Genomic DNA, 14,537 nt, shown 5'->3' on the forward strand with positions numbered 1-14,537 from the left:
CCATGACCGACGTGACGATGTGGCTGGAGGCCACGGCCGGCTTAACCGCCGCCGGTGGTGTCGGCTTCGCGAAGGTGCGGGCGCCGCGCGCGTACTGGGCGCTGCTGGGCCTGCCGGCGACGCTGACCCGGTTCGGGTTCACGTACCGGTCCACGATGGACGTGTGCGGGCTGACGGTGCAGCCGTCGGGTCTGCGGGCGTTCATGACCCGCAACCTGGCTCGCCGGGAGGTGCAGCCGGTGCCGCCGAAGATTCGCTGGGTGTGGGGCACGTCGACCGGGCTGCGGGTGACCTTGCGGCTTCCGGCCGGGCTGGAGCCCGCCGACGTGGCCGCCGCCTCGGAACGGCTGCGGCATGCCTGGGGCGTGCACTCGGTGACCGTGGTGGAGACCAAGCCGGGTTTCGTTGAGCTGCGGATGACCGGGTACGACGTGCTGCGCCGGGTCCGGATGCCGCGTAAGGCCGTGCCGCACGACATGATCGTGCCGGTCGCGTTGCGGGAGGACGGGACCGCCTTCGAGCGGGACTACCGCAAGGCCCCGATGGCGCTGACCCTGGGCGCGAACCTGTCGGGGAAGTCCATGTTCCAGCGCAACCTGATCAAGGGCCTCGCTCAGCTCCCGGTCGCGCTGGTCGGGGTGGACTGCAAGCGAGGTGTCGAGCAGTCCCGCTACGCCCCGCGCCTGTCGGCCCTGGTCACCACCCCGGATGATGCCGCGTCCCTGTTCGGCATCCTGGTGGCGGAGATGGAAGACCGCTTCGACCTGCTCAGCAAGCACGGCGTTGCCGACCTCTGGGAACTGCCCGAAGAGCTGCGGCCCGTGCCCGTGGTGGTCCTGGTGGACGAGGTCGCGGAACTGTTCCTGATCTCCTCGAAGAAGGATGAGGAGCGGCGGGAGCGGATCGTCACCGGCTTGATCCGGCTGGCGCAGATGGCTCGCGCGGTCGGGATCTACCTGGAAATCTGCGGGCAGCGGTTCGGCTCCGACCTGGGCAAGGGCGCCACCATGCTCCGCGCCCAGCTCACCGGCCGTGTCGTGCACCGGGTCAACGACAAGCAGACCGCCGAAATGGGCCTGGCCGATGTCGCCCCGGACGCGGTGCCGGCCGCAAGCCTGATCCAGATGGACCGGCCCGGTACCGCCGTCGCGGCGGACACCTCCGGTGGCTGGTCCAAGATCCGCACCCCCGCCGTCACGCAGGACGAAGTGGTGGCGGTCTGCCGGGCCTACGCCCACCTGGTCCCGGACCTGCCGTTCCTCGACCCGTTCCGCCCCTACGTGCCCGCCACGGCACCGGCGGAGGGCCCGTCGCTGGTCAAACCGCGACCGGTCACCGAGTAACCCCCTCCCTGTTCCACGGTCGGCGCGACCGCTCCCGCGCCAGGTCCCTACCCCATCCATGCCCGATATCCGGGCTCAACTCCTGTGAAGGGAGGTGCCTTACATGCCTCGCTCGTCCCTCCGCCCGGACGCCGTGCTCGTACAGGCCGTGATTGCCGGTGCGCTGTCCTTCGCTCACCTGCACGACCTGGCCCAAGCGGCCGGTCAGTCCGGGTGGAAAGCGTGGGCCTATCCGGTCTCCGTCGACCTGTTGCTGGTTGCCGCGTGGCGTCGGCTGCGCAACGCCCGGCGTGACCGCTCGGCCTGGACCTGGTTCGTCATCGCCCTGGGCGCCTCGCTCGGCGCGAACATCGCCACCGCCGGACTCCTTGACCTCGGCAACGTTCCGGCCTGGCTGCGCATCCTCGTGGCCGGCTGGCCCGCCCTGGCCTTCCTCGGCGGAACCTTGCTCGTCCACTCACCCACCACCCCGGCACCGGCCCCTGCCGAGCCGGAAACCGAGGAACAGGTCGTGCCGGAAGTCGCCGTCCACCGTGCCGACGAACCGGCACCCGCGTCCGCTCCCGAACTGGTTCCCGCGCCTGCGCCGGAACCGGCCCCGGTGACGCCCGCGGCTTCCGCTCCGGTGGTCCCTGCGGCGCTGCTGGATCACGCCCGCAAGCTCGCCGAATCCCACCGGGCCTCCACCGGGTCCCCGATGCCCGCCGGCGTGCTCGCCGCCCGTCTCGGCCTGCCCGAGGACATGACCCGCACCATCGCCGATCAACTCCAACTCGCCTGACATCAAGGGGGAATCACCCGTGGCCGTTCACCGCCGCTTCCGTGACGTGGTCCGCATCGGCCCCGTCCAGGTCGCCACCTCCTACGACGGCCGTGGCCGCGACAAGCACACCGCCGCCTGCACCGCCCCGCGCTGCGGCTTCTCCGCCGACTACGACAGCCGCGCCGCCGCCGAACTCGCCGCCCGCACCCACCGCTGCAAGGCCTGAAAAGGGGAGATCCCGCCATGGACGTTCCGCTCTGGCTCGCCGTCGCCGCGATCGGCTACCTCGGCGTCAAGCACGTCCGCCCGCCGTGGTGGCTCGTGGCCCTGCTCCTCCTCGGCGGCTACCTCGTCGCCCACAGCGTCCTCGGCCCCGTCGTCGGCTCCCTCGTCAACTAACCCAACCGGAAGGAAGAACCCGCCGTGTTCACTCCGAAGTACCCGCCCCAGGACTCCGCACCGCCCCCGGCCACCGTCCAGCCGCAGACCGTCACCCCGGTCCCGGTCGCGCAGCCCCCGGCCCCGCTCGCCCCGCCGGCCCCGGTCTCGAACCGGCCCACTGTCCAGCTCACCCCCGGCAGCGCGCTCGCCCTCGCCGCCGGCGGAGGCGCCGTGGTCCTCGTCGTCGGCGCGGTCCTGGTCTCGCTGCTGCTCGCGGTCGCCATCACCGGCGTCTCGGTCGCCGTGGTCGCCGTCGTCCTGCGGCTGCTCATCAAGGACATGCACAACCACCGCTGAACGGCCCCCGGAGCGGCCTCGGTCGCCAAACTTCCGCCGCTCCGGGCGCCTGGACCTCTTCCAGATCCAACGGACCCGAAAGGGAACCCTCATCATGCCCCAGCGCGCCCAGAACACGCGCATCTGCCGCGACTGCGACGGCTTCGCCACCGCCGCCATCACCACCGGCACCCGCCACGCGGACGGCACCCGCGCCACCCTCACCATCACCTGCCCGACCTGCAAGGGCACCGGCCACGCCATCCCCGCCGCCGCGCTCACCCGGACGAGGTGAACGCTGTGGCGTTCCTCGACTGGCGCTCGCCCGAGCACTTCGACCACAGCGGCGACAAGCCCTGCGTGATCTGCACCAAGCCCACCCCGCTCCGCTCCGACACGGGCAAGCCCGTCCACAAGGTGTGCGCCGAGGAGTGGATCGACACCCACCCGCCGAAGGAGGACCAGAAGTGACCGCCGCGCACCGGCTTCGCGTCCTGGACCTCTTCTCGTGCGCCGGCGGGGCGGCCATGGGCTACCACCTCGCCGGATTCGAGGTCGACGGCTGCGACATCGCCGACCGGCCCCGCTACCCCTTCGCCTACCACCGGGGTGACGCGCTCGAATACCTCACCCACCTGATCATCACTGGAGGCATCCAGCGGTACACCCTCGTGCATGCCTCCCCGCCTTGTCAGAGCAAGTGCGGGCTGACCGTGGGCACCAACGCCTCACGGGGCTGGGGTGGCTCGCACGTGGACCTGGTGGCCCCGACGCGGGATCTGCTGGAGACCTGCGGGTTGCCGTACGTGATCGAGCAGCCCAACGGCCGTGCCGAGATCCGCAAGGACTTGTCCCTGTGCGGGGAGATGTTCGGCCTCGGCGTGCTGCGGCATCGCAACTTCGAGCTGGGCCGTTGGGGCGTCATGCGGCCGGCCCATCCCACGCACCGGGGTTACGTGCGTGGCCACCGTCACGGTGTCCGCCGCGACGGGCCCTATGTGGCCGCCTACGGCAAGGGCGGCGGCAAGGCCACCGTTCCGGAGATGCAGCACGCAATGGGCATCACCTGGACCGACGTTCACGAGGAACTGACCGAGGCCATCCCGCCCGCCTACACCCGCTGGATCGGCCGCGCCTTCCTGACCGCACGGCAGGAGGTGTTCGTGTGACCGACACCGCCACCATGGCGGGCCTGGACCCGGCCACCCTCAACGACCTGCTGAGGCTGGCCGGGTCAGACGGCTTCGACCGCATCCAAGACCAGATCCGCCGCACCGGCGGCTGCACCGACCCCATCCGCCTGCAAGGCTCCACCGTCACCCGCGACCGCGAGACCGGCCACGTCCTGCACTCCTACTCCACCGACACGGAGCCGGGCGGCGTCCTCCGTGTGGCCTGCGGCAACCGCCGGGCCTCCCGCTGCCCCGCCTGCGCCTGGACCTACGCCGGCGACACCTACCACCTCATCCGCGCCGGCCTCGTCGGCGACCCCGCCAAAGGCACCCCCGAGACCATCCGAGACCACCCCCGCGTCTTCGCCACCCTCACCGCCCCTTCCTTCGGGCCGGTCCACAACCGGCCCGGCAACCGGCCCTGCCGCTGCGGCACCCGTCACGCCGAGGACGCACCCGAACTCGGCACCCCCCTGGACCCCGACTCGTACGACTACGCGGGCGCGGTGCTGTGGAACAACCACGCCTCCGAGCTGTGGCGGTACTTCACGATCTACCTCCGCCGTGAGATCGCCCGCCGGGCCGGGCTCACCCAGAAGGCCGCCCGGGAACAGTCCCGCGTGGCGTTCGGCAAGGTCGCCGAGTACCAGAAGCGCGGAGCCGTTCACTTCCACGCTGTGATCCGCTTCGACGGCCCCGAGGGGCCCGACAGCCCGCCGCCGGCCTGGGCGACCCTCGACCTGCTCAGCGACGCCATCCGTGCCGCAGCCGCCCGCGTGGCCGTGGACGTCGATCCAGCCGGTGACCAGCCTGCCCGCACCCTCACGTGGGGCACACAGCTCGACGTACGGCCGATCCGGGCCTTCGGTGACGGTGAGGAGATCACGGAACAGGCCGTGGCCTCCTACGTGGCCAAGTACGCCACCAAGGCCGCCGAGACCACCGGCACGGTAGACCGCCGCGTCGGCAACAAAGAGGCCCTGACCCTGCTCGGCGTCCCCGACCACCCGCGTCGGCTGATCGAGGCGTGCCTCGACCTGCACGCGCTGTACCCGGACCGCAAGCTGCGCGACTGGGCCCACATGCTCGGCTTCCGCGGCCACTTCTCCACCAAGTCCCGCCGCTACTCCACCACCCTCGGCGCACTGCGCCAGACCCGCGCCGACTACCGCGCCGCCCAGCAACGCGCCGCCCTCGGCCTGCCCGACCCCGACGACGAGGAAGCCACCACGCTCACCCTCGCCCACTGGACCTACGCCGGCCACGGCCACACCCCCGGCGAATCCTGGCTCGCCGCCAACATCCGCCGCGACATCCAGCACAACCGTGAGATCGCCCGTGAAGAACTACCCGCCCTGCTTGACCTGGAAGGAGCCGCTACATGACCACCGCCGTCCCCGAGCTGCTGACCGTGCCCGAGGTCATGGCGCGGCTGAAGGTGGGCCGAACCAAGGTGTACGACCTGATCCGCACCCACCGCCTCGCGTCCATCAAGGTCGACGGATGCCGCCGCATCCCCGACCAGGCGGTGCGCGACTTCATCGCCGGCCAGATCGGGGAGGCTGCCTGATGGCGAAGCGTCGGCCCAACGGCGGCGGCACGATCACCAAGCGGTCAGATGGTCGGTACCAGGGCGCGGCCTATGTGACCGACACGGACGGCAACCGGGTACGCAAGTACGTCTACGGCCGGACGTGGGATGAAGCGAACGAGAAGCTTGGCAAGCTCCAGGATCAGGAACGCAACGGCATCCCGGTGCCGTCCCGGTCCTGGACGCTCGGAGAGTGGCTGGGCTACTGGCTAGAGCACATCGTCGCTCCGGAGCGCGAGCACAACACATACGTGAAGTACGAGTCCAAGGTGCGCCTGTACCTGCTGCCGCATCTCGGTAAGAAGCCGCTGGTCAAGCTCACTCCTGCACAGATCCGTGCCTTCATGGCCACACTGACACGGGAAAAGGTCGGGGCCTCCGCCCGCTTCGAGGTTCTGCGTGTCCTCCGCAACGCTCTCAACCGGGCCATGCGCGAGGAGCTGGTCACGCGGAATGTCGCTCTCCTGGTCGACATGCCCAAGGTGAGCAAGGACAGGGGCACAGCGTGGAACGCTCGGGAGGCGATCGCCTTCCTGCGCTCGGTGCGCGCCCACCGGCTCTACGCGGCCTGCGTCCTCGTCCTGGTCCTCGGCCTCCGTCGCAGCGAGGTACTCGGGCTGCGCTGGCAAGACATCGACTTCGAGGCCGGCCACTTCACCCCGGTCAAGCAGGTGCAGCGGGTCAAGGGCGTGGGCCTGGTCCTCAAGGACCTCAAGACGGAGTCCTCACAGGCCGTGCTGCCGCTCCCGGAGTTCTGCGCTCGCGTCCTGGAGGATCGCCGAGAGCTTCAGGAACTGGAACGGAAGATCGCCGGTGAGCACTGGTCGCAAGAGCCGGACCATGACCTGATCTTCTCCTCCGAGCACGGCGGCATGATCGACCCTGTGGGCTTCTCCCGTACCTTCGATCGGCTCGTCAAGCGGGCCGGCGTCCGCCGGATCACAGTCCGCCTCGCTCGGCACACCTGCGGGACCCTGCTCGCCTTCCTGAAGGTGCACCCCAAGGTGGCTCAGGCGATCCTCCGGCACAGCCAGATCAGCATGACCATGGACGTCTACACGCACGTGGTCGGCGACAGCGAGCGGGAAGCGGTCGGCATGCTCGCCGAGCTTCTGGAAGATCCACTCATCGGCTGATGTCAGCCATGGATGTCAAAGACCCCCAGCCGGTATCGACTGGGGGTCTTCGTGCTGGTGGGGCTAACAGGATTTGAACCTGTGGCCTCATCCTTATCAGGGATGCGCTCTAACCAACTGAGCTATAGCCCCGCCGCGCTCTGCGGTGTGTGTCCCGCGCGCTGACTCCTGAAGATTAGCGCACGACCGCGTCAGTCCCAAAATCGGTTGTCGGGGAACCGTCGGAACGCCGCTGGTCCGCGGGTCACTCGTCCTCCGCCAGCGTCAGCTCGATACCGCCCACGAAGCCGGCGGAGAGGTTGTAGATGAACGCACCGAGCGTCGCGAGCGCCGTGGCCAGGACCACGTCGATGACCGCGATGATCGCCGCGAACGTCAGGACGTGAGGGAGCGACAGGAACGCCTGGAGATCGAAGCCGTTGGCCTCGCTCGAGCCGGTGGCCTCCGAGATCGTGCCGCCGACCGTCGAGAACACGCCCATCGCGTCCATGACCATCCACAGCACCGCCGAGGCGACCACCGTGCAGATGCCGAGCGCGATGGAGAGCAGGAAGCTGACCTTCATCACCGACCACGGGTCGGCCTTGGCCACCCGCAGCCGCGCCTTGCGGGTCCTCGGGGCGGTCCGCACACCCGTACGCGGCTTGCGCGTCGCACCGGCGGGCGCCTGCGCCGGATAGGCCTGCGGCGGGTGGTAGGGCCCGTCGGCCTGCTCCTGGCGCCGCTCCCCGGGCAGCGGCGACGCCGGCCGCGCCTCACCGGACGCGGCCGGGCCTCGGGTGTCCGTCACAGTTCCCCCCTGGGATCCAGACGTACGGGAAGAGTCCGTCTCGGACACCTTCACCGGCTTCAGGTTCGTCGTCTGCGGGTCGTGCGCGCCACCGGCGGACGCACTCCCCGCCGGCAGCCCTTTCGCGGCGGAGCCACGGCCGCCGCCGTCCGTTTCCGTACCCGTGGAGGTACCGGCCGATCCGGCGCCCGTGGCTCCGCTCACGCTGACTCACTCCTCGTGCTACTCGGCCGAGGGTGCCTCACCCTCGTCCGTGCCGGTGGTCGCGGCACCCTCGGCGGTCTCGTCCACGGCCACGTCGCCGTCGACTTCCTCCGCCTCGCGCCCCGCTTCGGCGTTACGTGCGATACCGACGACGGCATCGCGCTTGCCCAGATTGATCAGTTGGACGCCCATGGTGTCACGGCCCGTCTCCCTGACCTCGCTGACTCGCGTGCGAATCACACCGCCGGACAGGGTGATCGCGAGGATCTCGTCGTGCTCCTCGACGACCAGCGCGCCGACGAGGGAACCACGGTCCTCCACGATCTTGGCGGCCTTGATGCCGAGGCCGCCGCGCCCCTGGACGCGGTACTCGTCGACGGCGGTCCGCTTCGCGTACCCACCGTCAGTGGCAGTGAACACGAACGTACCGGGTCGCACCACATTCATCGAGAGAAGCTCGTCGCCCTCCCGGAAACTCATTCCCTTGACGCCCGAGGTCGCGCGGCCCATCGGACGCAGCGACTCGTCCGAGGCCGTGAACCGGATCGACTGCGCCTTCTTGCTGATCAGCAGCAGGTCGTCGTCCGCCGAGACCAGCTCGGCGCCGATCAGCTCGTCGTCCGAACCGTCCTCGCGTTCCCGCAGGTTGATGGCGATGACACCACCGGAGCGAGGCGAATCGTAATCCTTCAGTGGCGTCTTCTTGACCAAACCGGACTTGGTGGCCAGCACCAGGTACGGCGCCGCCTCGTAGTCACGGATGGCCAGGATCTCCGCGATCGCCTCGTCCGGCTGGAAGGCGAGCAGGTTCGCCACGTGCTGGCCGCGCGCGTCCCGGCCGGCCTCGGGCAGCTCGTACGCCTTCGCCCGGTAGACCCGGCCCTTGTTGGTGAAGAACAGCAGCCAGTGGTGCGTGGTGGAGACGAAGAAGTGGTCGACGATGTCGTCTTCCTTCAGCTTCGTGCCGCGCACGCCCTTGCCGCCGCGCTTCTGCGCCCGGTAGTCGTCCGTCTTCGTCCGCTTGACGTAGCCGCCGCGCGTGACGGTGACGACGATGTCCTCCTCGGCGATCAGGTCCTCGATGGACATGTCGCCCTCGTACGGGATCAGCTTGGTCTGCCGGTCGTCGCCGTACTTCTCGACGATCGCGGCCAGCTCCTCGCTGACGATCCCGCGCTGGCGCACCGGCGAGGCGAGGATCTGGTTGTACTCGTTGATCTTCGCCTGGAGTTCGTCGTGCTCCTGGACGATCTTCTGCCGCTCCAGGGCCGCCAGCCGGCGCAGCTGCATCTCCAGGATCGCGTTCGCCTGGATCTCGTCGATCTCCAGCAGGCCCATCAGGCCGCTGCGCGCGATCTCGACGGTCTCACTGCGCCGGATCAGCGCGATGACCTCGTCGATGGCGTCCAGGGCCTTCAGCAGACCGCGCAGGATGTGCGCGCGCTCCTCGGCCTTGCGCAGCCGGAACCGGGTGCGGCGGACGATGACCTCGATCTGGTGCGTCACCCAGTGGCGGATGAACGCGTCCAGCGACAGGGTGCGCGGCACGCCGTCGACCAGCGCCAGCATGTTGGCGCCGAAGTTCGTCTGCAGGTCGGTGTGCTTGTACAGGTTGTTCAGCACGACCTTGGCGACCGCGTCCCGCTTCAGGACGATCACCAGGCGCTGGCCCGTACGGGACGACGTCTCGTCGCGGACGTCCGCGATGCCGCCGATCTTGCCGTCCTTCACCAGGTCGGCGATCTTCTGCGCCAGGTTGTCCGGGTTCACCTGGTACGGCAGCTCGGTGACCACCAGGCACTGCCGGCCCTGGATCTCCTCGACCTCGACCACGGCGCGCATCGTGATGGAGCCACGGCCGGTGCGGTACGCCTCCTCGATGCCCTTGCGGCCCACCACCAGGGCGCCGGTCGGGAAGTCGGGGCCCTTGATGCGCTCCATGAGCGCGTCCAGCAGCTCCTCGTGCGAGACGTCCGGGTTCTCCAGATACCACTGGGCGCCGGCCGCGACCTCGCGCAGGTTGTGCGGCGGGATGTTGGTCGCCATGCCGACCGCGATACCGGCCGAGCCGTTGATCAGCAGGTTCGGGAAGCGGGCCGGCAGGACGGTCGGCTCCTGGGAGCGGCCGTCGTAGTTGTCCGTGAAGTCGACGGTCTCCTCGTCGATGTCCCGGACCATCTCCATCGACAGCGGCGCCATCTTGCACTCGGTGTAGCGCATGGCCGCCGCCGGGTCGTTGCCCGGCGAGCCGAAGTTGCCGTTGGAGTCCACCAGCGGCATCCGCATCGACCACGGCTGGGCGAGGCGCACCAGGGCGTCGTAGATGGAGGAGTCGCCGTGCGGGTGGTAGTTGCCCATGACGTCGCCGACGACACGGGCGCACTTGTAGAAGCCGCGCTCGGGGCGGTAGCCGCCGTCGTACATCGCGTACAGCACACGGCGGTGGACGGGCTTGAGGCCGTCCCGGACGTCGGGCAGCGCACGGGACACGATGACGGACATCGCGTAGTCCAGGTACGAGCGCTGCATCTCCGTCTCGAGCCCGACGGGCTCGACACGCATCACGAGTTCGCCGCCCTCTTCGGGGGTGACGGGGGTGTTCTCGTCGGCCATTGCTGGTGGGGATCCTTCCTGGTGCGGTCAGCTGAGACCGACTCAGATGTCGAGGAAGCGGACGTCCTTGGCGTTGCGCTGGATGAACTGGCGGCGGGCCTCGACGTCCTCGCCCATGAGGACCGAGAACAGGTCGTCGGCCTGGGCGGCGTCGTCCAGGGTGACCTGGCCGAGGACCCGGTGCTCCTGGTCCATGGTGGTCACGCGCAGCTCCTCGGCGTTCATCTCGCCGAGGCCCTTGAAGCGCTGGATCGAGTCCTCGCGGACCCGCTTGCCACGCTGGCGGCCCATCTCGATCAGCGCGTCGCGCTCGCGGTCCGAGTAGGCGTACTCCACGTCGTCCCGGCCCCACTTGATCTTGTACAGCGGGGGGCGGGACAGGTACACGTGCCCGGCCTCGACCAGCGGCCGCATGAAGCGGAACAGGAAGGTCAGCAGCAGGGTGCTGATGTGCTGGCCGTCGACGTCGGCGTCCGCCATCAGGATGATCTTGTGGTAGCGCAGCTTCTCGATGTCGAAGTCCTCGTGCACACCCGTGCCGAAGGCCGAGATCAGCGCCTGGATCTCCTGGTTCTGCAGGATCTTGTCGATCCGCGCCTTCTCCACGTTCAGGATCTTGCCGCGGATCGGGAGGATCGCCTGGTACTGCGGGTTCCGGCCGGACTTGGCCGAGCCGCCGGCGGAGTCACCCTCGACGATGAAGATCTCGCACTTGGCCGGGTCGTTGGACTGGCAGTCGGCCAGCTTGCCCGGCAGCGACGCCGACTCCAGCAGCCCCTTGCGGCGGGTCAGGTCGCGAGCCTTGCGGGCCGCCACGCGCGCGGTGGCCGCCTGGATGCCCTTGCGGATGATGTCCGCCGCCTCGACCGGGTTGCGGTCCAGCCAGTCGTTGAGGTGCTCGTAGACCGCCTTCTGCACGAAGGTCTTCGCCTCCGTGTTGCCCAGCTTGGTCTTCGTCTGGCCCTCGAACTGCGGCTCGCTCAGCTTGACCGAGATGATCGCGGTCAGACCCTCACGGATGTCGTCACCGGTGAGGTTGTCGTCCTTCTCGCGCAGCAGTTTCTTGTCGCGCGCGTACTTGTTGATCAGGCTGGTGAGGGCCGCGCGGAAGCCCTCCTCGTGCGTGCCGCCCTCGTGGGTGTGGATGATGTTCGCGAAGGAGTACACACCCTCGGTGTAGCCGCTGTTCCACTGCATGGCGACCTCGAGGGACAGGCTCTTGTCCCTGTCCTCGGCCTCCAGCGAGACGACCGTCGGGTGCACCGCGTCGCCCTTGCGGGAGTTGAGGTACTTCACGAAGTCGACGATGCCGCCCTCGTAGTGGTACGTGACGGTCTTGACCTCGGCCTTCTCGTCCGCGCCCGCCTCGTCCGCGCCGCTCGTGGCCTTCGCCGACTCGCGCTCGTCGGTGAGCCGGATCGTCAGGCCCTTGTTGAGGAACGCCATCTCCTGGAAACGCCGGGACAGCGTCTCGAAGGAGTACTCGGTGGTCTCGAAGATCTCCGGGTCGGCCCAGAAGGTGACCGACGTACCGGTCTCCTGCGTCGCCTCGTGCTTGGCCAGCGGCGCCGTCGGGACGCCCATCTTGTAGTCCTGTGTCCAGCGGTGGCCGTCGGTCCTGACCTCGACGGCGACCTTGGTGGACAGCGCGTTCACGACGGACACACCGACACCGTGCAGACCACCGGAGACGGCGTACCCGCCGCCGCCGAACTTGCCGCCCGCGTGCAGCACGGTCAGCACGACCTCGACGGCCGGCTTGCCCTCGGAGGGCACGATGCCCACCGGAATGCCACGGCCGTTGTCGACGACGCGCACGCCGCCGTCGGCGAGGATCGTCACGTCGATGGTGTCCGCGTAACCGGCCAGCGCCTCGTCGACCGAGTTGTCGACGACCTCGTACACGAGGTGGTGCAGTCCGCGCTCGCCCGTGGAGCCGATGTACATGCCGGGCCGCTTGCGGACCGCGTCCAGCCCTTCGAGCACGGTGATGGCGCTGGCGTCGTAGGACGCGGAGGCCGCGGTGGACTCCGTGGCCTCGGCGTTCACGCCGGCGTCGGTGGACGGGATGTTCTCGTTGGGGTTGCCGGAATCGGCCACGAAGCGCCCTTTCTGGCACAGCACGAGCCGGGCTCGTCGGCAGGTTGCCGGAGCGGCTGCGGCATGTTGCGTTGGTAAGCCTTGATCAGCGTTGCTCAGCTTTTCCCGGGCGGTCCCCACGTTGGGGCGGGATTGTCTTCCAGTCTACCGGTAGCACTGACATCGATGGGGGTTTGCGGGCACCTGAGCTCCCATGTGCCGCCCTCAACCGGTCTCCGCCGGGTACCGATATACGGAAGGGGGCTCCAAGGGGCTCACGGCGGCGCTCAGCGCTTCGGGCCGTCAACCCATGGCTACTGGCGGGTCAGATGGCACTCCGAGGCCCGCCGACGGGAGTTCCCGGGCGCCCCACAGCGGTGATCCACACCTGTGGACGGGGTACGACGGCACGCCGGACCAGGCGTCCGACGTGAGGTACATCACCCGTAGGTGTCACCGGGTCCGGTGCTCCCCGGAGCCCGCAGCGGGCCGTAGCGGCGAGCCTGGCCGCCCGGATTGAGCACCTTGATCATCCGTACGCTGCCGTGCCCGAGGTCCTCGTTGATCCGCGCCACCAGCGCCGGGGCGAGTACCCGCAGCTGGGTCGCCCAGGCCGTCGAGTCGCACTGGACGGTCAGCACCCGCTCGTCCTCGTCGTACCGCTGCGGCACACAGTGCCTGGCCAGGTCCTCCCCGACGATCTGCGGCCAGCGGCCCATCACCCCGCCCACCGCGGCCGGCTTCTCCCAGCCGCGCTCGGTGATCAGCCGGTTGATCGCCGCGCCCAGCGCCATGGGGTCGCGTCCGTCGGCACGCGCGCCGGAGCGCAGCCCGCCGCCCCGCCGCGCCTGCTTCTTCTGCCGCGCCGCGTCCCCCCGCGCGCGTGCCTGCTCCTTCGCCGCGCGCAACGCCACGCGCGCGAGGTCGACGCCGGACGGCTCGTCACCGCCCCGGGCGGCCTTCTTCCGGGGATCGGGGGTGTCCGGCCCGTCGGCGCTCATACGCGCTCCACCGTCCCGCCGGCCACCGTGTACCGCGCACCGGCCAGCACATGGGGTACGTCGTCGTCCACGGCGGCGGTGACCAGCACCTGCTCGCCCGGCGCGACCAGCTCCGCCAGCCGCTCCCGGCGGCGGGCGTCCAGCTCCGCGAAGACGTCGTCCAGGATCAGCACCGGCTCGTTGCCCTCGGCGCGCAGCAGGTCGTAGGAGGCCAGCCGCAGCGCGAGGGCGTAGGACCAGGACTCGCCGTGCGAGGCGTAGCCCTTGGCCGGCAGCTGGCCGAGCTTGAGGAGCAGGTCGTCGCGGTGCGGCCCCACCAGGGTCACGCCCCGCTCGATCTCCTGCTTGCGCGCCTCCGCGAGGGCCGCCGTCAGCTGGGCGTAGAGGTCCTCGCGCGTGTGCGCCTCGCCGGGCGCCGACGGCTTGTACTCCAGCGTGACCGGACCGCCCCCGGGAGCCAGCTGCTCGTACGCCTTGTCCGCGAGCGGCCGCAGCGAGGCGATGAGGTCCAGCCGCTGGGCCAGCAACTCGGCGCCCGCGCGCGCGAGGTGCTGGTCCCACACGTCGAGCGTGGACAGGTCCGCCCCCCTCTGCCCACCGTGCCGACGGGCCAGCGCGGCCGACTTCAACAGCGTGTTGCGCTGCTTGAGCACCCGCTCGTAGTCCGAGCGCACACCCGCCATCCGCGGGGACCGCGCGGTGATCAGCTCGTCGAGGAACCGCCGCCGCTCACCCGGGTCACCCTTGACGAGCGCGAGGTCCTCGGGCGCGAACAGCACGGTCCGTACGATCCCCAGCACGTCCCGCGGCCTGACCTGCGAGGAGCGGTTGATACGGGCACGGTTGGCCCTGCCCGGGTTCAGCTCCAGCTCGATGAGCTGCTGCCGGTCGCCCTGCCGGACCTGCGCCCGCACGACCGCCCGCTCGGCGCCCATGCGGACCAGGGGGGCGTCGGAGGCCACCCGGTGGCTGCCGAGGGTCGCCAGATAGCCGACCGCCTCCACGAGGTTGGTCTTGCCCTGCCCGTTGGGGCCGACGAAGGCGGTGACGCCCGGGTCGAGCGGGACCTCGGCCCGGGCGTACGAGCGGAAGTCGGCGAGCGACAGATGCGTGACGTGCATGGCGGGA

General features: G+C 69.9%; 16 protein-coding genes and 1 tRNA gene. 11 read left to right on the top strand and 6 right to left on the bottom strand.

The genetic code is table 11. From position 1 onward, the window contains the following. Nucleotides 1-2 precede the first annotated feature (2 nt). From LG395_RS05815 to LG395_RS05865, 11 genes are all read left to right on the top strand, one after another. Nucleotides 3-1,343 carry an FtsK/SpoIIIE domain-containing protein gene (locus LG395_RS05815; protein ID WP_225808677.1) on the top strand — a complete coding sequence of 447 codons (1,341 nt, stop codon included), beginning with the start codon at nucleotides 3-5 and terminating at the stop codon, nucleotides 1,341-1,343. Between the two features lie 103 nt (nucleotides 1,344-1,446). Further along, on the top strand, nucleotides 1,447-2,124 hold the full coding sequence (locus LG395_RS05820) for a DUF2637 domain-containing protein (protein ID WP_225808678.1): 678 nt from the start codon (nucleotides 1,447-1,449) through the stop codon (nucleotides 2,122-2,124). 19 nt (nucleotides 2,125-2,143) lie between these two features. Then, nucleotides 2,144-2,332 (top strand): mobile element transfer protein, encoded by a 189-nt coding sequence (locus tag LG395_RS05825; RefSeq protein ID WP_225808679.1) that lies wholly within the window; start codon nucleotides 2,144-2,146, stop codon nucleotides 2,330-2,332. 17 nt (nucleotides 2,333-2,349) lie between these two features. Beyond that, nucleotides 2,350-2,505 (top strand): hypothetical protein, encoded by a 156-nt coding sequence (locus tag LG395_RS05830; protein ID WP_225808680.1) that lies wholly within the window; start codon nucleotides 2,350-2,352, stop codon nucleotides 2,503-2,505. A 24-nt stretch (nucleotides 2,506-2,529) separates the two neighbouring features. Continuing rightward, nucleotides 2,530-2,844: a SpdD protein gene (locus LG395_RS05835; protein WP_225808681.1), complete on the top strand. Its 315-nt coding sequence runs from the start codon at nucleotides 2,530-2,532 to the stop codon at nucleotides 2,842-2,844. Nucleotides 2,845-2,938: 94 nt separating this feature from the next. Continuing rightward, nucleotides 2,939-3,118: a hypothetical protein gene (locus LG395_RS05840; protein WP_225808682.1), complete on the top strand. Its 180-nt coding sequence runs from the start codon at nucleotides 2,939-2,941 to the stop codon at nucleotides 3,116-3,118. Next, the gene (locus LG395_RS05845; RefSeq protein ID WP_225808804.1) at nucleotides 3,115-3,294 is read left to right on the top strand and encodes a hypothetical protein; all 180 of its coding nucleotides are present in this window, start codon (nucleotides 3,115-3,117) and stop codon (nucleotides 3,292-3,294) included. Before LG395_RS05840 ends, LG395_RS05845 begins: the two co-directional genes overlap by 4 nt. Before the next feature lie 56 nt (nucleotides 3,295-3,350). After that, a complete protein-coding gene (locus tag LG395_RS05850; protein ID WP_225808794.1) occupies nucleotides 3,351-3,992 on the top strand; it encodes a DNA methylase in 642 nt (213 codons plus the stop codon). Further along, on the top strand, nucleotides 3,989-5,380 hold the full coding sequence (repSA, locus tag LG395_RS05855; RefSeq protein WP_308071215.1) for a replication initiator protein RepSA: 1,392 nt from the start codon (nucleotides 3,989-3,991) through the stop codon (nucleotides 5,378-5,380). Before LG395_RS05850 ends, repSA begins: the two co-directional genes overlap by 4 nt. Beyond that, on the top strand, nucleotides 5,377-5,565 hold the full coding sequence (locus tag LG395_RS05860) for a helix-turn-helix domain-containing protein (RefSeq protein ID WP_225808683.1): 189 nt from the start codon (nucleotides 5,377-5,379) through the stop codon (nucleotides 5,563-5,565). Before repSA ends, LG395_RS05860 begins: the two co-directional genes overlap by 4 nt. Then, nucleotides 5,565-6,722, top strand: coding sequence for a tyrosine-type recombinase/integrase (locus tag LG395_RS05865; RefSeq protein WP_225808684.1), 1,158 nt, complete (start codon nucleotides 5,565-5,567; stop codon nucleotides 6,720-6,722). Before LG395_RS05860 ends, LG395_RS05865 begins: the two co-directional genes overlap by 1 nt. A 55-nt stretch (nucleotides 6,723-6,777) precedes the next feature. Here the strand turns inward: LG395_RS05865 and LG395_RS05870 are convergent. The 6 genes from LG395_RS05870 to recF form a co-directional block, all read right to left on the bottom strand. Further along, nucleotides 6,778-6,854, bottom strand: a tRNA-Ile gene (locus tag LG395_RS05870). Between the two features lie 112 nt (nucleotides 6,855-6,966). Then, nucleotides 6,967-7,716 (bottom strand): DUF3566 domain-containing protein, encoded by a 750-nt coding sequence (locus tag LG395_RS05875; RefSeq protein WP_225808685.1) that lies wholly within the window; start codon nucleotides 7,714-7,716, stop codon nucleotides 6,967-6,969. A gap of 18 nt (nucleotides 7,717-7,734) precedes the next feature. Then, the gene (gene gyrA, locus LG395_RS05880) at nucleotides 7,735-10,329 is read right to left on the bottom strand and encodes a DNA gyrase subunit A (RefSeq protein WP_171154683.1); all 2,595 of its coding nucleotides are present in this window, start codon (nucleotides 10,327-10,329) and stop codon (nucleotides 7,735-7,737) included. Nucleotides 10,330-10,371: 42 nt separating this feature from the next. Then, nucleotides 10,372-12,453 carry a DNA topoisomerase (ATP-hydrolyzing) subunit B gene (gyrB, locus tag LG395_RS05885; protein WP_171154685.1) on the bottom strand — a complete coding sequence of 694 codons (2,082 nt, stop codon included), beginning with the start codon at nucleotides 12,451-12,453 and terminating at the stop codon, nucleotides 10,372-10,374. A 395-nt stretch (nucleotides 12,454-12,848) separates the two neighbouring features. After that, the gene (locus tag LG395_RS05890) at nucleotides 12,849-13,409 is read right to left on the bottom strand and encodes a DciA family protein (protein WP_171154687.1); all 561 of its coding nucleotides are present in this window, start codon (nucleotides 13,407-13,409) and stop codon (nucleotides 12,849-12,851) included. Then, complete coding sequence (gene recF, locus LG395_RS05895; RefSeq protein ID WP_225808686.1) at nucleotides 13,406-14,530, bottom strand: DNA replication/repair protein RecF; 1,125 nt, start codon at nucleotides 14,528-14,530, stop codon at nucleotides 13,406-13,408. The genes LG395_RS05890 and recF overlap by 4 nt, the downstream gene beginning before the upstream one ends. Nucleotides 14,531-14,537 lie beyond the last annotated feature (7 nt).

It is taken from the genome of Streptomyces spinosus (genome assembly GCF_020400655.1).
GTDB lineage: Bacteria > Actinomycetota > Actinomycetes > Streptomycetales > Streptomycetaceae > Streptomyces > Streptomyces argyrophylli.